This is a genomic window from Mycobacterium colombiense (assembly GCF_003284975.1).
GTDB lineage: Bacteria > Actinomycetota > Actinomycetes > Mycobacteriales > Mycobacteriaceae > Mycobacterium > Mycobacterium europaeum_A.
On the sequence record NZ_QMEU01000002.1, the window covers coordinates 56,254 to 78,547 of the forward strand.

Genomic DNA, 22,294 nt, shown 5'->3' on the forward strand with positions numbered 1-22,294 from the left:
CGGAATCTATGGACGATTTCCAGGGACGCGGGGCGGTCATCACCGGCGGTGCGAGCGGCATCGGGTTGGCCACCGCCACCGAATTCGCCCGGCGGGGCGCCCGCGTCGTGCTATCCGATGTCGATCAGCCCGCGCTGGAACAGGCGGTGAACCGGCTGCGCGGCGAGGGGTTCGACGCAAACGGGGTGGTCTGCGACGTCCGGCACCTCGAGGAGATGGTGCACCTCGCGGAGGAGTCCTTCCGGTTGCTCGGCCAGGTCGATGTTCTGTTCAGCAACGCCGGCATCGTCGTCGCGGGGCCGATGGCCCAGACGAACCACGACGACTGGCGCTGGGTGATCGACATCGACCTGTGGGGTTCGATCCATGCCGTCGAGGCGTTCGTGCCGAGGCTGCTCGATCAAGGCAAGGGTGGGCACATCGCATTCACCGCGTCCTTCGCCGGGCTGGTGCCCAACAACGGCCTGGGGACCTACGGCGTTGCCAAGTACGGCGTCGTCGGGCTCGCAGAAACGCTCGCCCGCGAGCTCAAGCCCAACGGCATAGGGGTGTCGGTGCTGTGCCCGATGGTGGTGGAGACCAAGCTGGTCTCCAATTCCGAACGGATTCGCGGCGCGGACTACGGGCTGTCCGCGTCACCCGAGGGGGCGTTCGGGACACTGCCGACGCAGGACGAGGCGGTCACCGCGGACGACGTCGCGCGGTTGACGGCCAATGCGATCCTCGCCAACCGCCTCTACGTGCTGCCGCACGGGGCCGCCCGGGATTCGATCCGCCGCCGGTTCGAGCGCATCGACCGGACCTTCGACGAACAGGCCGCCGAGGGCTGGACGCACTAGCTCGATGGTGGCGGCCCGCCGCGCCCGGCTTCGCCGCACTCGCGACCGCCACTAGCTCGATGGTGGCGGACCCAATCGATAGTCCCCCGTCCGCGGGTCGTGGTACCAGCCGCTGGCAGCGTGGGTGCCGCCGTCGACGTGCAGCGTCTGCCCGGTGAGATAGATCGACATGTCGGAAGCCAGAAACACTGTGGCGGCGGCGATTTCGTCGACATGACCGGGGCGGCCCAGCGGCACGATGTCCGCCATGGCCGCCGCCGCGCCGTCGCTGTTGAGCGCGGCCAGGCCCTCGGTGAGCGTGATGTCGGGCGCTATCGCGTTGACCCGGATGCCGTGCGGCGCCAACTCCAGGGCCGCGGTCTTGGTGTAGTTGATCACGCCGGCTTTGGCCGCGGCGTAGGCGGCATAGCCCGGTGCGGCTCGGACGCCTTCGATCGACGTCACCGAGATGACGCTGCCGCCAACGCCCGAGGCAACCAGCTGCCGGGCAACTCGCTGGGTGCAGAGCAGCACGTGGCGCAGGTTCGCCTTATACAGTGCATCCCAGCCATTTTCACTGGTGTCCAGCAGGGGTGAGGAGAACACCCCGCCGGCGTTGTTCACCAGGATCGTCGGCGTGCCCAGCTCGGCACTGGTGCGTTTCAGGGCGGCGTCCACCTGGTTGCCGTCTCGAACGTCGGTGACGATTCCCAGGGCCCCGGTGGCTTCGGACGCTTGCGCACAGGTCTGCGGGTCACGCTCCCAGATCGCCACCCGCGCACCGAACGCGGCCATGCCGGCGGCGATCCCGCGACCGATGCCGGCTCCCCCACCGGTCACCACGGCGACGCGGTCGGTGAGCAGGATGTTCGAGGGGTCGATCGTCATCGTCGATCAGCTCCGCCCGTGCATCGCCGGTGCACTGCCGATCACCCCATCGGCTTCCAGCTCGGCGATCTGCGAATCGGACAGGCCCAGTCGGGATAGCAGTTCGTGATTGTGTTGCCCCAGCAACGGCGCATGCGCGGTGTGGAACTTGTGGGGCCCGGTCGAGAACCTCATCGGCACGGTGCTGAGCCTAGCCGGGCCGTTGACGGGATGGTCGACAACTTCGAAGAAATCCCGAAAGGCCAACTGTTCCAACTCGGGTTGCCGGTGCGGTTGCATGACCTTGGCCACCGGCACTCCGGCGTCCCACAGGGTTGCGACGATTTCGTCGCGGCTGCGGCGCTCGCACCAGGCGGCGAGCTGGCCGTCTATTCGGTCGTGGTGCAGGCGCCGGCCCGCCTGGGTCGATAGCGTGGAATCGGTTGCCCAACAAGGTGATCCGATCGCCCGGACCAGACTGGCCCACTGCTCGTCGGTGGTCACGGCGATGGCGACCCAGCTGTCGAGGCGACCGAATTCGTCGATGTCGGCGCTGCGATAGAGGTTCTGCGGCGCGGCGGTCGGTCCCCGGTTGCCCGCGCGCGCCAGCAGCGCCCCGTACGCCGAGTACTCGATGACCTGCTCGGCGGCAATGCTGAGCGCGGCATCGACCATCGCCGCTTCGATGAACACGCCCTCGCCCGTGCGGCGCCGGTGCTCGAGCGCCAGCAGTATCGCGTTGAGCGCGTGCACGCCCGCGCATGCGTCTCCGATCGAATACGGGTCATACGGCGTGCGATCGGGATAGCCAGTGAGCCAACTCACCCCGGAGGCCGATTCGATGACGTAGGCGAATGCCGGGTTGTCACGCCAGGGTCCCTCCAGGCCGAAGCCCGGCATCCGCACCATCACGATGTCCGGTCGAATCGACTGGGCGGTCGGAAAATCCAGGCCGATCTGGTCCAGCACCCGCGGCGTGAAGTTTTCCACGAGCACGTCGGCCGTTGCGACGAGCTCGCGCAGCAGTTCCCGGCCTCGCGGACTCTGCAGGTCCAGGGTGAGGCCCTTCTTGTTGGTGTTGAGGGCCTCGAAGATCGGCGACTTCTCCCACCACCGATCCTCGGTGATCGGTATGCCGGCGATCATCCGCGTGCCGTCGGGCCGGCGGGTCGACTCGACGTGAATGACCTCGGCGCCGAGCAGGGCCAGCGCATGCGTGCAGCAGGGACCCGCCCAGAACGTCGTCATGTCCAGCACCCGAATACCGCTGAGCGGCAGCGGTTTCGCGACCCCGCTCGGCGCGGGCCGCGCCGGGAGATGCGCGGTCCGATAGCGCTCGGTGTGCTCGCCCAGCCGCGGCGCCGGCTGCGGTTGGCGTAGCTGCGCGGGCCGCATGCGGTATGGATGGCTGGGCTGCTGGAAGCCGTCGCGCGGATTGCGCACGAACGAATCGCGTGCCACGAACTGGTCGAACGACGTCACGTTGGCGCCGTTGGCGACGGGCGCGTTGGGGATGCGGAATGCCGAAGCCAGTTCCCGAATTTCGTTGACCGGCGTGTCGGCCAGCCAGGCGAAGATCTCCTCGGCGTGGATGTTCGCCTGCTCGGTGATCGACAGTGGCGATTCCTCATCGATCCACTCCGGGCGGCCCACCATCGCGCACAGGTCGAACCACTGCTGCGCGGTCCCACACCCGAGGTCGACCAGGCCATCCTTGGCCTGAGCCACTCCAGGAATGGTCGGACGCCGCATGTCTCGCCACGGCCGGCCGAGCACTTCGAAGTAGGAGACCGGGTAATAGGTGAGGCACAGGATCTGCGTCTCGAGCATCGACAGGTCCAGCAGTTCTCCTGCCCCGCCGTCGATTCGGCGCCACCGGGACGCCAGGGTGGCCACGCTCGCGTAGACGCCGGCCAGGTATTCGCCGACCTGACCGCCGACGAAGACGGGCGGACGCTCCTGCTCGCCGCGGCCCAGCCCGACGATTCCTCCCGACCACGCCTGCAGCGTGAACTCGGTCGCCGCGCGGTCGTGCCACGGTCCCTCCAGGCCGAACGGCGTGATCGCGGTGACCGTAAGATGTGGGTGCCGGGCGTGGATGGCGCGCGGCGAAAAGTTCGGGCGTGCGACCACTTCGGAGCCGGCGGACCACACCACCGCATCCGCGGCTGCCAGCAGCCGGTTCACCAGTTCGACGTCGTCGTCGGCGGCGGGATCAGCGACGACACTGTGTTTTGCCCCAGCCAGGAAACTGAACAGCGCGCCGTCACCGCCGGCCGGGATGGTGGCGCCCGAGGCCGACCATGCGCGCAGCGAGTCACCCTGCGGGGATTCCACTTTCACGACGTGGGCACCGCCGTCGGCAAGCAACTTGGTGCAGTAGGCGCCGGCTATACCGGTGGACAGGTCGATCACGGTATAGCCGTCAAGCGGCGGTTCGACGCGACGTTGCGTCACTGTTTCTTTCTCTTCGCGTTGCTGTTCTTGTCGGCTCCCGCCTTCTTGCGGGCCTTCTTGCTCAGCCGCCATTCAGCGGGGAACTTGTCGTCGTTGTCCTTGACCGCGTCACCCAGGCCCCGCTGCATCGCGTCGTCGAGCATCAGCTCATCGCCGGCGTCCGGGCGGACGCTGCCTCCCATCGACTCGAACACGCCGCTGAGCATGCTGCCCAGGTATTCGCCCTGGAACTGCTTCATGATCTCGAAGAAGACCTTCTGCATGAAGACCGTGTCCGTGGGGCGGTTACGGGCGCAGGCGAGCGCGTACTTGTCCACCTCGGCCTCGAGTTCAGCCCGCGGCACCACGCTGTTGAGGAAGTTGCAGTCATACATCTCCGCGGCGGTGAAAGCCCTTCCGGTGAACACCATCTCCTGAAACTTGCGGATGCCCATGGTCTGCGCCCACCACCACATGCGGGGCCCCCAACCGTAATACCGGAACGACCGGTGCCCGAACAGCGCGTCGTCGCTGGAGATCACCAGGTCGGCATCGGCGGCCTGGTAGAAATGCCAGCCGTAGCAGTAACCCTTGGCCTCGAGGATGCTGATCTTCTTGAAGTCCTGCAGGCCGCGAATGCCCGAGTTCGGGTTGGCATACCACTGGCCGAGCGTGGCACCGTTACGAAACGACCCCTGCGGCGGGTATCGGACTTCGTCGGCGCCGATTCGGTATTCGGCGAGCCGCGGACCCTGGTCCGCCGCGTCGCGCATCCGCATAGCCTCGGTGAGATCCGCACCCGAGCCCAGGTCGTCGCCGGCACCGCGGACCACCAGAACCTTGACGTCGTCGTCGATGTTGGCCCGGTGCAACAAGTCTGCGTAACGCACCCGCGCGGCGATTGTCGGCGCGTTGAGATAGTCCGGGCGGTCGAACGTGATCGTGGCGATCCGCGTCGTGGCGTCCTTGTCATATCGGATGATCTCTTCGGCCGCGGGCTCGGAGGGCTCGTTCATGGCTAGGGTTGCCAGAACGGGCTACCGGTGAGCACTTCGGGGGCGTCGGCGGTGATCAGGACCGCCTCTCGCCCGAAGACAGCGCCGATTCCCTCTTCCCATACATAACCGGTGACGGCCAGCACCATCCCGGGCTCGAGGCGTTCGCCGGCCGCGGTCGCGGGCAGATGCTTGGAGACGACGGGCGGGTCAAACCCCATGCCCAGGCCGCGGGCCACCGGCATCGGCGGCTCGGGCTCGCCGGCGGCGTGGTAGGCGGCGAGCAGTTGGCCCGCGCCCGCTCCGGGCCGGCAGGCACCGATCAGCTTGCCCCACAGGCTCTCCCAGCGCCGCTGCAGGGCGGCGGCCCCGTTGGGCGCGTGCCTGGTGTCGGCAGGCCAGGTCCGGCCGACCTCACCGACGTAGCCCCCGGCCAGGACGCCGGCGGAGAAGGCCACCAGATCACCGTCCTGGATACGGCCTTCGTTCCGATCACCGTCGTCGGCCCGCCGCCATGGATGCTTGCGCGAAGTCACCCATGCGACATCCTGATTCGACGGGGTGCTGACCCCACCGGCCGCGGATGCCTCCAGCAAGACGCCGGCCAGCGCTTGCTCGGTCACCCCCGGCCGCAACTCGGATACCGCGGCCGCCAGGGCCGACTCGGCCACCGCGACGGATTCCCGGATGGCGGCGGTCTCCTCGTCCGTCTTGATGCGGCGTGCCGCCCGCATGGCCAGCTCGCCGTCGACCAGCTGGGCGTTGGGAAACGCGGTTGGCAGCAACTGGGCGAAAACCGGCGAGAGGGCATCCGTTCCGACGCGCCGCGCGCTCGCCGCCCCGTCGATGCGCTGCAGCGCCGACATGGTGTTCATCGGGTTCCACGAGATGCCGTAGAGGTTTTCGTGAGGGATGTCTTCCGGAACGCCCTCGTCCCAGGTGCTCAGGAGGTGGACGGCGCCGGTTTCGCGCACGAGCACGCAGGTCGGGCCGAAGGGCCGGGTGCCGGCGACCCACAGTTGCGGCGCCCCGGTGACATACCGGACATTGGCTTGCCGGCCGAGGACCAGGACGTCGAGATCGTGTGCCGCCATCTGCGCCAGCGCCCGTCGGCGGCGGCCCAGGCGCAGCGTGCGCTCGTCGGGCAGGACTTCAGTTGCCATAAGGGTGATAGGGGTAGTCGGTCAAACGGATCCAACCTTCCTCGGTAATCACCAGGACCTCTTCGCTGCGATAGCCGCCGGTGCCGTCCTCCCAGACGACGGGCTCCAGCACCAGCACCATCCCGGATTGCAGAACGAAATTCTCGTCGAACTCCTGACCGAGATCGGTTCCTATCATTGGCATTTCGGCGGCATTGACGCCGATTCCGTGGCCCAGATAGAAGTGCGGCAGCCACGGCTTGGTGCCACCGTTGGCCTTGACGGCGGCGCGCCCCAGATCCGCCGCGGTGGCACCGGCCTTGGCGACACTCAGAACCGCGCTCATGATCTCGAACCACTTGTCGAACTGCGCCCGTTGACGAGGTGACGGATCGCGGCCGACGATCCAGGTGCGCCCGAAGTCCGAACAGTAGCCCTGATAGGTGATGCTGACGTCGGTCCACAGCACGTCGCCCTCGGCCAGCTCGCGTTCCGTGGTGAGCAGCGGCAGCGCCAGGTCGCCGTGTGTGGTCCACACACCCTCGGCCTTGCTGGGGGGCATCACCTGCCAGATCGGCTCGAGCATGCTGGCCGTGGCCCCCAACTCGAAGGCGCGGCGCAAAAAGCTTGCGGACAAATCGATTTGACGGATGCCGGGAGCCAGGCGCTTCTGCACCTCGACCATAGCCTCATCGGTGATCCGAATCGCGGTGCGCATGCACGACAATTCGTCCGGAGTCTTCACCGCCTTGGCGGCGCTCACGATGGCCGCGGCGTCCACGGGCGCCCCGCCCGGGAACAGAGCCTTGGCGGCGCGCGACATGGCGCCGGTGAACTCGTCGACCGCGACTACCGCCGTGGCCGGGATCAGATCGGCCAGCTGATGCGCGAAATGCTGGACGCCCTCGTCGAATTCGAGATATACGGGCCCGTGCAGGTGATCGGCGGGCAGGTCCGACTCCTGTGCGGCCCCCTCGCGGAACGGCAGGAACAGGTGTGGCCACTCGTCGTCGGCGAGCACCACGGCCACCGGCCGCTCGACGTAGGACAACCCGGCGTCGCCGAGCGGCCAGCTGGCACCGGTGGCGTAGACCACCGCGTTGTTGCCCAGCAGGATCATCGCATCGACACCGCGCTCCGCCATCGCCGAGCGCAGCCGGGTCCCCGTCGCACGGCGCAGGCGGCTCAAGTCGGCGATTTCCGGGATCACCAGTCCGTTGCCGGTGTCGGTGTTCAGTTGCGCGAACGTCGTCACTACAGACCCAGGAACTTCGTGACGTTGTCGCTGACGATCTTCACCGCGTTCTCCGGGCCCACCGCATCCACAACGGATTTCAGCGATTTCTCGGAATAGCCGTAGGTACTCTCGTTGTGCGGGTAGTCGCTGGACCACATCACCTTGTCCACCCCGATCTGATCGATCAGCTGCAACCCCAGCGGGTCGACCATGAACGAGGCGCTCATGTGGGTGTCCCAGTAGTAGCGCGGTTCGTGCTCGAGTGTCCGGTTGAACATGTGCTGGTACGAGCCCATCAGGTGATCGGCGTCTTGCAGCGCCCACGGCACCCAGGAGATGCCGCCCTCGAACCAGCCGATGCGCAGCCCGGGATGATCATCGAGAATCCCGGTGAAGAGGTATTTGGCGAATTGCTCACGGAATCCGTCGATGTTGATCATCATGCCCACCACCACGCTGTTGAACTGGCACGGCGTTTTCGGTGGGGTCTCCCCGATGTGGTGGGTCACCGGAAGACCGGAGGCCTCGATCTCGTCCCAAACCGGTTTCATCGCGGTGCTGCCGTAATCGATGATGTTGCCGTCGTCGTCCTTGCCCGGATTGAGCGGCAGCAGGAACGTCTTGAGCCCCAACGACTTCAGCTCTTCGAGCGTCTTGCGGGTGCCCTGCGGGTCCCACCAGTTGATCAGCCCGGCGCCGTAGAAGTGGCCCTTCGAGCGCTCCTGCAGCTCGGCGATGTATTCGTTGTAGATGCGGAAGGCGAGCTCACGAAGCTGTTTGTCCGGGTAGTGAAACAGCGCCAGCACCGCGTTGGGGAACGCCAACTCCTTCTCGACGCCGTCGTCGTGCAACTCCTGGATGCGCGCCTCGATGTTGGTGCTCGCGGCGCCGGGCAGGTCGTCGTATTGCATCAGCACGGCGCTGAAGTCGCCCGGCAGGAACGACTGCCCTTTGCGGCCGACCTGGTAGGCGCCGTCCTCGTACCAGATCCGCGGCGCCTTATCCTTCAGGTCGTCCGGGAAGCGCTGGTAGAAAATGTCATCCGCGAGCGAGATGTGGTTGTCCGCGGAGAAGACCACGGTCCCCTGCGGCAGGCCGACGTCGCTGCCCGCGGCGTGACCACGGCGGTCCTTCGGAGCGCCATAACCGCCGGGCGGGTAAAGCGTGCTTGCTTGAGTCGTCATCGTTGACCCTCCATTCGGATCCGAATTTTGATGAGTAGCGAGCTGGCTACCAGGTCACCGGCAGTTCGTAGACGCCGTAGGCGAGTCGGTCGTCCTTGAACGGAACCTCCTCGATCGGAATGGCAAGTTGCAGTGTGGGAATGCGCCGCACCAGCGTGTGGAACACGATCTGCAGCTCGGCGCGGGCCAGCTGCTGCCCGACGCACTGATGCCGGCCATAGCCGAATGCGACGTTGCGGTCGGCGCCGGAGCGATGCAGGTAGAGCCGGTCCGGTTCGGCGAACGCGTCCGGATCCCAGTTGGCCGGGGCGAGATCGATGATGATGCCCTCGCCGGCGCGGATGGTCTCCCCGGCGATGTGGATGTCTTCGAGCGCGACGCGGCGCTGGCCGTTCTGAATGATGCTCAGGTAGCGCAGCAGTTCCTCGACCGCGCTGGCGATGACCTTCGGATCTTCGGCGTCGCGGATGACGGCCAACTGGTCGGGGTTTTCCAGCAGGGCGAGCACGCCGAGACCGATCATGTTGGCGGTGGTCTCGTGCCCGGCGATCAGCAGGCCGGTGCCCAACTGGGCGGCCTCCTTGACGCTGAGTTCGCCGGCCTTGACCCGCTCGGCGAGGTCGGAGACCGCGTCCTCGGCCGGATTCTCCATCTTGGCCTCGACCAGCTGAGCGAGGTATTTGTTCAGGCTCAAGGCGCCTTTGACGGTGTCTTCACCGGTGGCGTAACGCGCGAGGCCGACGTTGGCGTGATGCTGGAACATGTCGGCATCTTCGTAGGGAACGCCCAGCAGCTGGCTGATCACCAGCGAGGGCACCGGGAGCGCCAGTGCGGTGACGATGTCGGCGGGCTGCGGTCCGGCGAGTATCGCGTCGATGTGCTCGTCGGTGATGCGCTGGATGGTCGGGCGCAGACCTTCGACCCGCTTGAAGGTGAACGGCTTGGACAGCATCCGCCGGAATCGGGTGTGCTCCTCGCCGTCGGCGGTGAAGACCGACCGCGGCCGCTTGTGCACCGTGGACAGCATGCCTTCGTTCCAGTGCGGGAAGCCGGGCTGCCGGTCGTCGACGCTGACCCGCGAATCGGAAAACAGCTCGCGCACTTGCTCGTAGCCCGTGATGAGCCACGGTGTGCTGCCGTCCCAGATCCGGACCCGGGACAGCGGTCTTGCTTCGGCCAGCGCCATGACATCCGGCGGTGGCGCGAAGGGGCAGCGCGGCTCCCTGGCCATCGGGTAGTCCGGAATATCGGAGGTCTGCTCCGCCGCGGTGCTCGTCAGGGTGTCGGACATCGTTTTCATTCCTCGATGTGGATGGCAAGCGCGGGGCAGGCCGCCGCCGCCCGGCGCGCGCCCTCGACCTGCTCGGGCTTGGGACTCGGATTGAGCAGCACCACGACGCCGTCGTCGTCGCGCTGGTCGAACACTTCGGGCGCATTCATCACACAGTTACCCGATGAAGCACAAACGTCTTGGTCGACAGTCACTTTCATTCGCACGCCCTTCATTCGTACGCCGTCACGGGCGCCAGCCACAGGCCCACGATCGCGTCGATGAGCCCGGACGCCGCGGCCCGCCATGAACGATGGGACGTCACCGCTCCTGCGGCGAGCGCGCGTTCGCGATCGGCGCAAGTGTGCATCAACAGGTTTCGGGCCATGATGTTGCGTTCGAAGTGCACCTCGGCCGGCAGTTCGGGCAGGCAGCGGTTGATGCCCTCGACGACCTGGACCAGCGACGGGGAGCTGAGCGCGCCCCTGACGATGATGTTGTAGTAGGCGGGGTCGGTCATCGCCTGGGCCGCAAAACGCGCATACCAGGTCGGATTTCCGAGCTCCTCCAGATGATCGGTGAGCGGGCGCACCAAACAGGCCACCCAATTGCGCATTTCGGTCGAACCGCCCGTGTCGAGCAACTCGGTCACCATCTGTTCGCGCAGTTGCTCGACGGGCCCGCGGTGCTTGTGCTCGATGGCCCGCACCAGGTCGGCCTTGGTGCCGAAGTGATAGCCGACGGCGGCGTTGTTGCCCTGCCCGGCGGCCTCGCTGACCTGCCGGTTGGACACGGCGAACATGCCGTGCTCGGCGTACAGGCGCTCGGCCGCGACCAGGATCGCCTCTTGGGTGGAACTGGCCCGATCGGTGCGAACGGCCCGGCCGGCGGTGGTCATTGGATCAGTCAACCTCGTCCGGTACTTTAAGTCAAGCGATTGATTTAAAGCGTCGAGTCTCCCCGACATCAGCCCCTTCGCTGACGGGGCGTCGCGTTAACCGGGCACCCCCACAGCCAGCGCGCCTGATCCCACGTTTGGGTCCGAATCCGGCGGGTATTGCCCGTTCGCACCGTTCTTCAGCCGGCAGGAACGGTTCCGCTGCTGGGTGGCGGACAGTGCCGCTGGCGACACGCCGTCCTCCCACATGCCTGAAAAGGGGCTCGGTTGATACGCATCGCCTCGGTGCCCGCATCACATGTGTATGTGCGTCACATAGCCGATCCAGGCATGGATTCCGTTGTGCGCTTGGATGATCCGATTCCATCCGATGGACGCACCGTCCCGGGAGGATGGTGGCCGCCGCTGATGCTGGAGCCCGGGTGGATTAGCGACAATCGCACCCGGTTCGACGTGTTCCACGTCCACTTCGGGTTTGATGCCATAGGTCCCGAGGTGCTGGCCGGGGTAGTCCAAGAGCTCAAGGTGCACGACAAGCCACTGGTGTATACGGTGCACGATCTGCGGAATCCCCATCATCCGGAACCCGAAGCCCATGCCGCGCAGCAGGAAGTTCTGATCGCCGCTGCGGACGAGCTGATCACGCTGACACCCGGTGCCGCACAACGTCTCTGGCAGGCCTGGGGGCGACGGGCTCACGTGCTGCCGCATCCTCACGTGCTCGAAAAGGAGTGGATTGAGCGGCCCCGCGGCCGGGGTGATCGGTTCGTAATCGGTCTGCACGCCAAGAGCTTGCGCGCCAACATGGACCCGCTGCCCCTTGTGCACGCACTCGCGGTCATCGTGTCGTCGCTGCCGGACGCGACCTTGCAAATCGACGTCCACGACGAGATCTTTGACCCCGACAACCACTGGTTCGCACCCGAGACCGGCGCGGCATTGCTGGGCTACGACTGCCACGAGCGTGTGAATGTCCGTGTGCACCCTTACTTCTCGGACGACGAACTGTGGGAGTACCTCGCCTCGCTTGCCGTGACCGTACTGCCCTACCGGTTCGGCACCCATTCCGGCTGGCTTGAGGCCAGCTACGACCTTGGTACCGCCGTCGTGGCCCCCGACTGCGGGTTCTACCACCAGCAACGGCCGTGCGGCGTTTTCGGCTTCAGCGACGAGGGGTTCGACCAAGCCTCCCTCTGCCGTGCCATTCACCGGGCACACGCGCGCTGGACCACCGGTCACCACGCTCCCAGGGCCGATTGGCCGGCGCGGCTTGCCGAACGACGCGCGCTCGCTTCGGCACACCGCGCGATCTACCGGAGCGTCCTGCGATGACGGCGCCCCTGCGCGTAGCACTGATCGCGTCCACCCGTCATCCCATTCGTGAACCATTTGCCGGGGGGCTGGAAGCGCACGTCTGCCAGCTGACCCGTGCTCTCGCTTCCCGCGGCCACCAAGTGTCGCTGTTCGCGGCTGCCGGTTCGGACCCAGGCTTGGAATGTCAGACGCTCGCCGTCCGTACGCTGGACTTGTCAGAGACAGCGCGGAACGACGTATCCATGACCCCGGCCGCGTTCATGGCCGATCACCACGCATACCTGTCGTTGATGGTCTGGCTCGCGGATCCGGGTAGCCAGGAGTTCGACGTCATTCACAACCACAGCCTGCATTACCTGCCGGTGGCGATGGCTCCGGCACTGTCCACGCCGATGCTCACCACGGTGCACACACCACCAACGCCCTGGCTCGAGTCGGCGATCGGCGCCTCCATGGGGCGGGGCAGCCGATTTGCAGCGGTATCCCGGCACACCGCCGCGGCGTGGGAAAAGGTGACCGGCGATATCACGGCGATCCCCAACGGCATCGACACTCGCGAGTGGCCGCTTGGTCCGGGCGGACCAGATCTGGTGTGGTTCGGGCGCATCACTCCGGAGAAAGCGCCGCACCTCGCCATCGCCGTGGCCCAACGAGCTTGTAGGCCTTTGGTTCTTGCTGGACCGATCTCCGATCGCAGGTATTTTGCCGAACAGGTGCATCCACAGCTACGAGGCGATATCCGCTACGCGGGTCATCTCGAACACAGCCGCCTGGCCCGTCTGGTCGGTCATGCCGCAGCAGCGCTCGTCACTCCGACGTGGGACGAGCCCTACGGTCTTGTCGTCGCCGAAGCGATGTCGTGCGGTACCCCGGTGGTGGCTTTTGCCCGGGGTGGCATCCCCGAGTTCCTGAGTTCCTCATCGGGTCGGCTCGTCGTTGCCGGTGATGTCGCCGCGATGGCCGATGCCATTTCCACCGCGATACGGCTACCGCGAAAGCAGGTGCGCGAACACGCCATTCGCCACTGCTCGGCGGAGGCTATGGTGACCGCATACACCGATTTTTACCGGCAAATGATCGACGAGTCCGCGGGCAGGTCACATGATCGGGTATTACATCCACCACCACGGTTTCGGGCATCTGGCCCGGGCCATGAGTATCTGCGCCCGGATGCGGCGCCCGGTGGTGGCCATCACCTCATTGAACATTCCCGAGCCGCATCCGTTTTCGACGATCATGAAGTTACCGCGTGACGACGCGGATCCGCGGCCGCACGGCGTCACGGCGCACGGCGCGCTGCATTGGGCGCCGCACCACGACGCCGGCTTCAGCGCGCGCATGGCCGACATCGCGAGGTGGGTATCCGACGCCCGGCCCGAAGCCGTCGTGGTCGACATCTCGGTCGAGGTGGCCGTGTTCGTTCGACTCCTCGGTGTACCGGTCATCGTGATGGCGCTGCCCGGCAATCGGATGGATGCGCCACACCAGCTGGTGCACCGACTCGCCGATCACATCGTGGCGGCGTGGCCACGGACGTTCAGTGTGCCGCCATGGCTGCGGCACTGGGATGAGAAAACGAGCTACGTCGGAGGTATCAGCCGTTTCGAAGGTCGCGGTAACTCCGACGACGGTTCGGCATCCTCATCGCGTGTCGCGCCATTGGAAGAGATGAGGGTAGTCGTTTTGGGAGGCGCCGGCGACACGTTCGGCGTGGCGCTGCAGGACTGCGCCGCAGCGGCTTCGGTCCTCTCATGGACGACACTCGGCGGCGGGAGTGGTTCGTGGCGAGACGATCCATGGCCAGAACTCCAGCGAGCCGATGTCGTCGTCACCCACGCGGGCCAGAGCTGCATTGCGGATGTCGCTGCGGCTCAACGCCCCGCGGTGGTCATCCCGCAACCGCGCCCGTTTGATGAGCAGCGCGCCACTGCCGAGATGCTCAAGGGTCACCGGCTTGCAGTGGTCACGGGTGAACTGCCCGACGCTACAGGCTGGCCCGCGCTTCTGACCCAGGCGACGGCGACTGATCCGCAACGGTGGCGGCGCTGGGAAGTGGATGGGGCCGCGCGCCGCGCCGCCGACGCGATCGAGTCAGCCGCCCGCCGGTGTCGGGGAGGCGCGTGATGCGCACCGCCATCGTCACCACGGCCCATGGCCGGGGCGCCCACCTGCGTAGGCAGCTCGAAGGCCTCAACACCAGCACGCTGCGGCCGGACATGCACATCGTGGTCGCGCTCGGTGACCCCGGAATCGCCGCCGTCGTGGATGAGCTCCGTGCGCCGGCACAGGTGCTCGAATGCGACGCCTCCCCGCCGTTGCCGGTGGCCATGGGACGCAATATCGGTGCCGCGGCCGCGGCGCGAAATGCCGCAGAACTCATCATTTTTCTCGACGTCGACTGCATTCCGGGCGCGGACCTGCTCGCTCGCTACCACGCCGTGGCGGGCCAACAGGAACACCAGGATGCGATCCTGTGCGGGCCCGTCACGTATTTACCACCCCCGGGACCCGGCGGCTACGTGATCCCAGAAATTCAGGCGACACCTGATCCACATCCCGCTCGGCCGGTTCCGGCAGACGACGTCGTCGTCGCCACGACGGACTACGCGTTGTTCTGGTCGCTGTCGTTTGCGGTGAGAATCCCTACCTGGCAAAGGATCGGCGGATTCTGCGAGATCTACCGTGGCTACGGTGGTGAGGACACCGACTTCGCGCAATGCGCCGCGGTTCAACAGGTTCCGATGCGGTGGGTTGGCGGGGCACACGCATTCCACCAATACCACCCGGTCGCCGACCCGCCGGTGGACCATCTGGACGACATACTGCGCAATGCCGCAATTTTTCATCGCCGCTGGGGGTGGTGGCCCATGGAGGGCTGGTTGTCCGCCTTTTCCGACCAAGGTCTCATCCATCGTCAGGCCACCGGACGCCCCGTCCGGGCCTCGGGACCGTAACCGCCCTGGCGCGAGCCGGCGGCCTATCCCTCGCGTTTCCTGGGCCGGATCACCTTGCCCGCCACCGTGCCACCATCTACGGGCAGCACGGTCCCGGTGACGTAGCGGGACCGGTCGGTGGCGAGATACACCGCCGCCTCGGCGACGTCCTCGGGCGTGCCCTCGCGCTTCAGGGGCCGGTCATCACGCATCCCCTGGCGAATCCGCGCCTCGAATCGCTGTAGTTGTTCTGGGTCCATGCCTGCCGCCGACTTGCCCAAAATCGGCGTGGGTATGCCACCCGGAGCGATGGCGTTGACCCGAATCTCGTGTGCTCCCAACTCGATCGCCGCGGCCTTCGTGAACTGAATGACGGCCGCCTTGGAGGCGCGGTAGATCATCACGCCGCCGCCGGCCTGGATACCGCCGATCGAGGTGATGTTGATGATCGATCCGCCGCCGTGTTCGGCCATGTGCCGCGCGGCATCTCGGGTACCCGCCATCACGCCGAGCACGTTGACCCCCATCACCCGATGAAAATCGGCGAGGTCGTCGTCGAGCAACTTCCGCAGCGGGCTGGAGATCCCGGCGTTGTTCACCATGACGTGCAGGCCGCCGAACTTCTCGACGGCATCGGATACCAGCGCCCTCACCTGTCCGGGATCGGCGACGTCGGTCTTCCGGAAGGCGGCCGCGCCGCCGAGCGAGGCGGCCAACGCCTCGCCGCGGTCGGTCTCGACGTCGGCGATGACGACTCGCGCGCCCTCGGCCACGAACCGCTCCACGAGTCCGCGACCGATGCCCGAAGCGCCGCCGGTGACGATGGCGACCTTGCCGTCCAATTCGTTGACCACACGACGAGTTAATCGGCGGCTGCCGCATTAAGTCAAGCAATTGATTTAAGATTTGCGCCGGGTCGGTGCTCGACGCCATCGGTAGGCGCGCTCGGTAAAGTCGAACGGCAAATCACTTTCCAGCGGCGGTGTGGGTGAAAGTTCAACAGGCACAACCTTTGCGTGGTCGGCGCGCGGAATGTGCTGCCCTCGACCGGCTGGTGTCGGGCGCCCGCTCGGGCAAAAGTCAGGTTCTGGTGCTGCGGGGCGAGGCAGGCATCGGCAAGACGGCGCTGCTGGAGTTCGTTTCCGAGCGCGCCCCTGGCTTCCGCGTGGCAAGGGTTTCTGGGGTGGAGTCCGAGATGGAACTTCCGTTTGCCGCTTTACAGCAACTGTGCGTGCCTGTGCTGGATCGCATCGATGAACTGCCGCCTCCGCAGCGCGGTGCACTGGAGATCGCATTCGGCCGGAGCGCCGGACCTGCGCCGGATCGCTTCCTCGTCGGGCTGGCGGTGCTCAGTCTGATCGATGCAGCGACCCGGGCCCAGCCCTTGCTGTGCCTCATCGATGACGCGCAGTGGATCGACCGAATCTCGGCCCAGACGTTGACGTTTGTCGCCCGACGACTGATCGCCGAGCCCGTGGCGATGGTGTTCGCGGTGCGAGATGCCTCGGCCGCCATCGATGCCGATGATTGGGACGGCTTGCCCGGCCTGGCGGTCCGCGGCCTCAACCCCGCCGACGCCCGCGCATTGCTGGATTCGGTGATCCCGGGCCGACTGGACGACCAGGTGCGCGAGCGCTTCGTGGCGGAGACCCAGGGAAATCCGTTGGCGCTGTTGGAGTTGCCCAGGGGTTTATCCGCCGCGGAGCTGGCGGGCGGCTTCCAGCGCCCGGACGTGCAACCACTGGCTGGACAGATCGAGCAGACATTCGTCCGGCGGATCCGGTCACTGCCGGACGAGACCCAGCAGCTGTTGATCATTGCGGCCGCAGAGCCGGTGGGCGACGCGGCGCTATTGTCACGCGCCACAGAGCATTTGGGGCTTCCACGTGACGCGGCGGCCAGCGCGGAAGCGGCCGGATTGATCGACGTGGGCACCAGGGTGCGATTCCGTCATCCCCTGGTGAGGTCAGCGGCGTACCGTACGGCGGATCTGATGGATCGCCGACGCGTACATCGGGCGCTGGCTGAGGTGACCGACACACGAAGCGACCCGGACCGGCGCGCGTGGCATTTGGCCGCTGCGGCTCCGGGTCCGGACGAATCCATCGCCGCCGCACTCGAGCGCTCCGCCGACCGTGCCCAGGCCCGAGGCGGAGTGGCCGCGGCTGCCGCGTTCCTGGAACGGGCCACCCAACTGACCTCCGATTCGGCGCGCAGAGGGGCACGGGCACTCGCGGCCGCCCAGGCCAAGCGTGACGTGGCGGCTTTCGACGCCGCGGACGAGCTGCTCACCATCGCCGAGGCCGCGCCACTGGACAAGCTGCGGCAGGCCCGCGTCACCCGACTGCGCGCGCAGATCGTGTTTTCCCGCAGCCGTAGCGGTGATGCCGATGCACCGACGGTCTCCGATGCGGCCGTGGGTCTGCTCGATGCCGCACGCCGGCTGGAAACACTGGACGACGCACAATCCCGCGAAACGTACCTAGACGCCTTGGGGGCTGCGATGTTCGGCGGCCGGCTGTGCCCGCATGGCGGTATTGCGTCGACCGCCGAAGCGGCCCGCGCGGCGCCGCCCGGGCCGAAGCCGTCGCGGCCGGTCGATCTCCTTCTTGATGGCGTCGCGCTACGGGCGACGGCTGGACTCGCCCCGAGTCTGGCAGCGATGCGCGAGGCGCTGCGGCTCATCGAAGCTGCCGCCGAGCGCGCCGATGACGTCATGCATTGGTTCTGGCGAGCCTTTCCCATCGTCCAGGAATCTGTCGCCCACGAACTCTGGGACGACGACGTATGGCATCGGCTGGCCACCCACGCGGTACGCCTGGCGCGTGAGGCGGGCGCACTCGCCGTGTTACCGAACGCCCTGGTCTATCGCGCCGGTGTACACGTCCAGGCCGGCGAATTCGCAACGGCATCCCAACTTGTCGAGGAGGCCGACGCCATCTCGGCTGCGACGGGTTATGCCCCGGTCAAATACCACTCGGTGCTGCTGGCCGCCTGGCGGGGCAATGAGGACGTCGCCACGAATCTGATCGACCGAGCGGCAACAGACGGGATCGCCAGGGGCGAAGGCCGAATAGTGGCGTTGACCGGGTATTCCAGCGCTGTCCTCTACAACGGTCTGAGCCGCTACGACGACGCCTTCGCCGCCGCGCGCCAGGCATGCGAACACGAGGATTTAGGTCTGTTCGGCCAGTGCCTCGTGGAACTCATCGAGGCTGCCGCGAGAAGTGGCGCCAAAGACGCCGCCCATGACGCGCTGCGCCAACTCGAAGCCCGGGCGCTGGGCGCCCAAACAGATTGGGCAGCCGGAGTTTACGCTCGATCACGGGCGCTGCTGACTGCCGACCGTGAAGCGGAGGTCTTCTACCGGGATGCAATCGAGCGGCTTGCGCGAACCCGCATCGTGGTTCAGCTGGCGCGGGCGCACCTGTCCTATGGGGAATGGCTCCGCCGCTGCAACCGCCGGATCGATGCGCGCGCCCAGTTGGGTACCGCCCACGAAATGTTCACCCGGATGGGAGCCGAGGCATTCGCCGAACGCACGCGCCGCGAGCTGCTGGCCACCGGCGAGAAGGTGAGCAAGCGGTCGATCAAAGCGGGCGCAGCATCCGGCGGTGAACTCACGGCGCAGGAGGCGCAGATCGCCCGGCTGGCCGGAGAGGGGCTGACCAACCCCGAGATCGCCGCGCAGTTGTTCATCAGCTCGCACACCGTCGAATGGCACCTGCGGAAAGTGTTCGCCAAGCTTGGCCTCACCTCGCGCCGGCAACTGCGCGGTTTGGCCAAGGACTTGGCCCCCTGAGTTCGGCGTAACTACGGACTTTCCAGGGTTCCGACCCGCCCTCGCCTGAATCATGCTGAAAGGGCCAATGCATCGGGAGACTTGAAAGGCATGATTATGAAGATTTTGGTAATCGGTGGCAGCGGGCTGATCGGATCACAGGTCGTCGCCATGCTGACCGACCAGGGACACCAAGCAGTCCCGGCATCACCCAGCACCGGCGTCAACGCCGTAACCGGGGAGGGTGTGGCCGATGCCGTCACCGGTGTCGACACGGTGGTGGACGTCTCCAACTCGCCGTCCTGGGCCGACGATGATGTTCTGGACTTCTTCACCACCTCCACCCGCAATCTGCTGGCGGCGGAGCGGGCCGCCGGGGTGCGTAATCACGTCGCCTTATCGATCGTGGGCGCCGACCGGGCAGCCGAAAGCGGCTACATGCGGGCCAAAATAGCCCAGGAAAAGGTGATCACGGAATCAAGATCTCCGTATTCAATCGTGCGGGCGACTCAGTTCTTCGAATTCGTTGGCGGCATTGCGGATTCATTGGCCGACGGTGACACGGTCCGCGCGCCGCGCGGGGCGTTTCAGCCCATTGCCTCGGCGGATGTCGCGACGGCCGTTACCCGTGCGGCGACCGCCGATCCGACCAACGGGGTGATCAACATCGCCGGCCCCGAAAAGCAAGGCATGGACGACTTCATCCGGGCACGGTTTGCGGTAACGGGTGATGCGCGCCGGGTGGTTACCGATGCCGGTGCCCGCTACTACGGTGCGGTGCTCGACGAACGCAGCATCGTTCCCATCGATGGTGAAGATGTGGTCGTCTATCCCACCACCTTCAGCGCCTGGATGGCTTCCCAGACACCCAGCGGCGCCAAGTAAGAGGTTTCTACAGGTGAGTCCGATGGAGCTGATGGACCACACCGCCGTCATCACCGGCGGGACGGCGGGCATCGGAATGGAATCCGCGCGACTGCTCGCAAGCGAGGGCGCCACCGTTATTGTCACTGGCCGCAATCCGGTCAGAGGTGCGCAAGCGGTGGAGCTGATTGGCGCGAACGCGCGGTTTATCCAGACCGACATGGCCGATCTCGAGTCGGTGAATTCGCTTGTGCGACAGTGCGGTGAGGTCGACATCATCGTCAACAACGCCGGCGCTTTCCCGTCGGCGTTGACGGTCGAGCAGGATACGGCATCTTTCGAGACGTTGTTCGACACCAACGTTCGCGGTGCGTACTTCCTAGTAGCCGGCCTGATCCCGGGGATGCTGAAGCGCGGCCGTGGCAGCATCGTCAACATCACCACCATGGCCGCATTCAAGGGAATTCCCGGCGCCTCGGGCTACAGCGCTTCCAAAGCCGCGCTGGAATCGCTCACCCGCACCTGGGCCGCCGAATTCGGAGCGGCCGGGGTGCGGGTGAACAGCGTTGCGCCCGGGCCCACCCGCACGCCCGGCGTGGCCGCGGAATGGGGGGAAGTCAACGAGGACCTGGGGCGGGCGCTGCCGTTAAGCCGCACCGCCTTCCCGTCCGAGATCGCCGAGGCGGTGCTGTTCCTGAGTTCTCCGCGGTCCAGCTTTATCACCGGTTCAACCCTGCATGTCGATGGGGGCGGTGTGGCTGTGTGAGCTCCTTTTCGGCCCAGAAGCGTTCGCGCGGGGCGACTCTCACATGGGCGCCACCCGCTGCGGCGCTGTTCGGGCATGCCCGAACACACGCCCGATAAGCGAAAGGTCTAGCGCCGGCCGTTGCGCTCCGCCTAGCATCCATGCACGAGAACGTTGGGGCGAGCCAAAGACGAGGAGCACCCATTGCCCGTGCAACCGACCAGCGGCGTGCCCTTCGACAGAACTCGGCTCTCCAGGCGCGGTTTCATGGCCGCCGGCATCGCCGGCGGGATGGCGCTGACGGCGTGCAGTCAAACCAAGCCCGAGCCGTCGGGCAGTGCCCGGATGTCAGCGGCCATCGCCGAAACCGAGGCCGCCCGACCGCATAGCGGCCGCACCGTCACCGCCAAGCTGACGGCCCAGCAGGTCCAGGTCGACCTGGGTGGACCGATCGTCCGCACGCTGGCCTTCGGCAACGGCATCCCCGGCCCGGTGATCCGCGCCAGCATCGGCGACGAGGTCGAGGTGACGGTGTCCAACCGACTCGACCATCCGACGTCGGTGCATTGGCACGGCATCGCCCTACGCAACGACATGGACGGCGCCGAGCCGGCCACCCCCAACATCGCGGCCGGCCAAGATTTCACCTACCGGTTCTCGGTGCCGAATTCCGGGACCTACTGGGCACATCCGCACACCGGCCTCGACGAGGACACCGGTCTGTATCTGCCGGTCATCGTCGACGACCCGACCGAGGGCAACTACGACGCCGAGTGGATCGTCGTCCTCGATGATTGGACCGACGGCGCCGGAAAGAGTCCCCAGCAGCTCTACAGCGAACTGAGCAACCCGAACAAGCCTCCGCAGAACGCGCCCGAGACGACGCCGACGACCACGACGACGGAGACAAGTTCGTCGGCGTCGGAGACGACGTCGACCAGCCCGACAACCTCGACGAGCGCCGCGCCCCCGCCTCCGGCGGCGGGCGTCGGCACCAGCGACCTCCTTGGCGGTGACGCCGGAGACATCGCCTACCCGTACTATCTGGCCAACGGGCGAATTCCCGCGTCGCCCATGACCCTTAATGCCAAACCCGGCCAGCGCATCCGCATTCGCTTCATCAACACCGCCTCCGACACCACCTTCCGGGTGGCATTGGCCGGTCACACGATGACGGTGACTCACACCGACGGCTACCCCGTGGTGCCCGCCCAGGTCGACGCCCTGCTGATCGGCATGGCCGAACGGTACGACGTCACCGTGACCGCCGCAGACGGCGTCTTCCCGTTGGTCGCGGTCGCCGAAGGCAAGAACGGCCTGGCCCGCGCAGTGCTTTCCACCGGGGCCGGCAGCGCACCCGACCCGCAGTTTCAACCCGCCGAACTCACCAAGCGGGTGGGCACCGTTGAGATGTTCACCGCGACAACGCCGGTCAACCTTGGCCGCCCGGACCCCCGGCTCAATCTTCCGGTGGTCCTGGGCGGCAACATGACGCAATACAACTGGACGATCAACGGACAGCCCTACGGCAAGACGAATCCGCTGCACGTGCAACAGGGGCAACGGCCGACCATCACGTTCGACAACGCGACGATGATGTATCACCCGATCCACCTGCATGGGCACACATTCCAGGTGATCAAGGCCGACGGGAGCCCGGGCGCCCGCAAAGACACCGTCATGGTGCTGCCCAAACAGAAGCTCGTCGCCGTGCTCGTCGCCGACAATCCCGGCACCTGGATGATGCACTGCCACAACACCTATCACCAAGTAGCGGGTATGATGACCCGCCTGGACTACGTCTTCTGAC

Annotated in this window: 18 protein-coding genes and 1 pseudogene; 9 read left to right on the forward strand and 10 right to left on the reverse strand. The window is 66.5% G+C overall.

The genetic code is table 11. The features are described from left to right. The first annotated feature begins 8 nt into the window (after positions 1-8). On the forward strand, positions 9-839 hold the full coding sequence (locus DQP58_RS01305; protein ID WP_112706711.1) for an SDR family NAD(P)-dependent oxidoreductase: 831 nt from the start codon (positions 9-11) through the stop codon (positions 837-839). Positions 840-890: 51 nt separating this feature from the next. On the opposite strand, the gene DQP58_RS01310 is transcribed toward DQP58_RS01305, so the two are convergent. The 9 genes from DQP58_RS01310 to DQP58_RS01350 form a co-directional block, all read right to left on the reverse strand. After that, positions 891-1,706 (reverse strand): SDR family NAD(P)-dependent oxidoreductase, encoded by an 816-nt coding sequence (locus DQP58_RS01310; protein WP_112706712.1) that lies wholly within the window; start codon positions 1,704-1,706, stop codon positions 891-893. Between the two features lie 6 nt (positions 1,707-1,712). Continuing rightward, on the reverse strand, positions 1,713-4,142 hold the full coding sequence (locus DQP58_RS01315; RefSeq protein ID WP_240629503.1) for a CaiB/BaiF CoA transferase family protein: 2,430 nt from the start codon (positions 4,140-4,142) through the stop codon (positions 1,713-1,715). Further along, on the reverse strand, positions 4,139-5,137 hold the full coding sequence (locus tag DQP58_RS01320) for an enoyl-CoA hydratase/isomerase family protein (RefSeq protein ID WP_112706714.1): 999 nt from the start codon (positions 5,135-5,137) through the stop codon (positions 4,139-4,141). Before DQP58_RS01320 ends, DQP58_RS01315 begins: the two co-directional genes overlap by 4 nt. 2 nt (positions 5,138-5,139) lie before the next feature. Further along, positions 5,140-6,279, reverse strand: coding sequence for a M24 family metallopeptidase (locus tag DQP58_RS01325; RefSeq protein WP_112706715.1), 1,140 nt, complete (start codon positions 6,277-6,279; stop codon positions 5,140-5,142). Further along, positions 6,269-7,513 carry a M24 family metallopeptidase gene (locus DQP58_RS01330; protein WP_112706716.1) on the reverse strand — a complete coding sequence of 415 codons (1,245 nt, stop codon included), beginning with the start codon at positions 7,511-7,513 and terminating at the stop codon, positions 6,269-6,271. Before DQP58_RS01330 ends, DQP58_RS01325 begins: the two co-directional genes overlap by 11 nt. Beyond that, entirely contained in the window at positions 7,513-8,574 is a 1,062-nt protein-coding gene (locus tag DQP58_RS01335) for an amidohydrolase family protein (RefSeq protein WP_205869308.1), read from the reverse strand. The genes DQP58_RS01330 and DQP58_RS01335 overlap by 1 nt, the downstream gene beginning before the upstream one ends. Before the next feature lie 151 nt (positions 8,575-8,725). Further along, a complete protein-coding gene (locus DQP58_RS01340; RefSeq protein ID WP_112706792.1) occupies positions 8,726-9,970 on the reverse strand; it encodes a cytochrome P450 in 1,245 nt (414 codons plus the stop codon). Positions 9,971-9,975: 5 nt separating this feature from the next. After that, positions 9,976-10,170: a ferredoxin gene (locus DQP58_RS01345; RefSeq protein WP_112706718.1), complete on the reverse strand. Its 195-nt coding sequence runs from the start codon at positions 10,168-10,170 to the stop codon at positions 9,976-9,978. Between the two features lie 11 nt (positions 10,171-10,181). Further along, the gene (locus DQP58_RS01350) at positions 10,182-10,847 is read right to left on the reverse strand and encodes a TetR family transcriptional regulator (protein WP_112706719.1); all 666 of its coding nucleotides are present in this window, start codon (positions 10,845-10,847) and stop codon (positions 10,182-10,184) included. 285 nt (positions 10,848-11,132) lie between these two features. On the opposite strand from DQP58_RS01350, the gene DQP58_RS01355 reads away from it, so the two are divergent. Genes DQP58_RS01355 through DQP58_RS01370 form a run of 4 tightly spaced genes read left to right on the forward strand, consistent with a single transcriptional unit; the run spans position 11,133 to position 15,115 of the window. After that, on the forward strand, positions 11,133-12,179 hold the full coding sequence (locus DQP58_RS01355; protein WP_112706720.1) for a glycosyltransferase family 1 protein: 1,047 nt from the start codon (positions 11,133-11,135) through the stop codon (positions 12,177-12,179). Next, positions 12,176-13,414: a glycosyltransferase family 4 protein gene (locus tag DQP58_RS01360; RefSeq protein WP_112706721.1), complete on the forward strand. Its 1,239-nt coding sequence runs from the start codon at positions 12,176-12,178 to the stop codon at positions 13,412-13,414. The genes DQP58_RS01355 and DQP58_RS01360 overlap by 4 nt, the downstream gene beginning before the upstream one ends. After that, complete coding sequence (locus tag DQP58_RS01365) at positions 13,398-14,285, forward strand: glycosyltransferase (RefSeq protein WP_112706722.1); 888 nt, start codon at positions 13,398-13,400, stop codon at positions 14,283-14,285. Before DQP58_RS01360 ends, DQP58_RS01365 begins: the two co-directional genes overlap by 17 nt. After that, on the forward strand, positions 14,285-15,115 hold the full coding sequence (locus tag DQP58_RS01370; protein WP_112706723.1) for a glycosyltransferase family 2 protein: 831 nt from the start codon (positions 14,285-14,287) through the stop codon (positions 15,113-15,115). Before DQP58_RS01365 ends, DQP58_RS01370 begins: the two co-directional genes overlap by 1 nt. A 23-nt stretch (positions 15,116-15,138) precedes the next feature. Here the strand turns inward: DQP58_RS01370 and DQP58_RS01375 are convergent, their stop codons facing one another. Continuing rightward, entirely contained in the window at positions 15,139-15,948 is an 810-nt protein-coding gene (locus tag DQP58_RS01375; protein WP_112706724.1) for an SDR family NAD(P)-dependent oxidoreductase, read from the reverse strand. 158 nt (positions 15,949-16,106) lie between these two features. Between DQP58_RS01375 and DQP58_RS01380 the strand changes: the two are divergent. The 4 genes and pseudogenes from DQP58_RS01380 (at position 16,107) to DQP58_RS01395 (ending at position 22,293) form a co-directional block, all read left to right on the forward strand. Continuing rightward, positions 16,107-18,907 (forward strand): annotated as a pseudogene (locus tag DQP58_RS01380) (helix-turn-helix transcriptional regulator). Positions 18,908-18,992: 85 nt separating this feature from the next. Then, a complete protein-coding gene (locus DQP58_RS01385) occupies positions 18,993-19,760 on the forward strand; it encodes an SDR family oxidoreductase (protein ID WP_112706726.1) in 768 nt (255 codons plus the stop codon). A gap of 22 nt (positions 19,761-19,782) precedes the next feature. Next, positions 19,783-20,505 carry an SDR family NAD(P)-dependent oxidoreductase gene (locus DQP58_RS01390; protein ID WP_112706727.1) on the forward strand — a complete coding sequence of 241 codons (723 nt, stop codon included), beginning with the start codon at positions 19,783-19,785 and terminating at the stop codon, positions 20,503-20,505. A gap of 183 nt (positions 20,506-20,688) precedes the next feature. Continuing rightward, entirely contained in the window at positions 20,689-22,293 is a 1,605-nt protein-coding gene (locus DQP58_RS01395; protein WP_112706728.1) for a multicopper oxidase family protein, read from the forward strand. Position 22,294 lies beyond the last annotated feature (1 nt).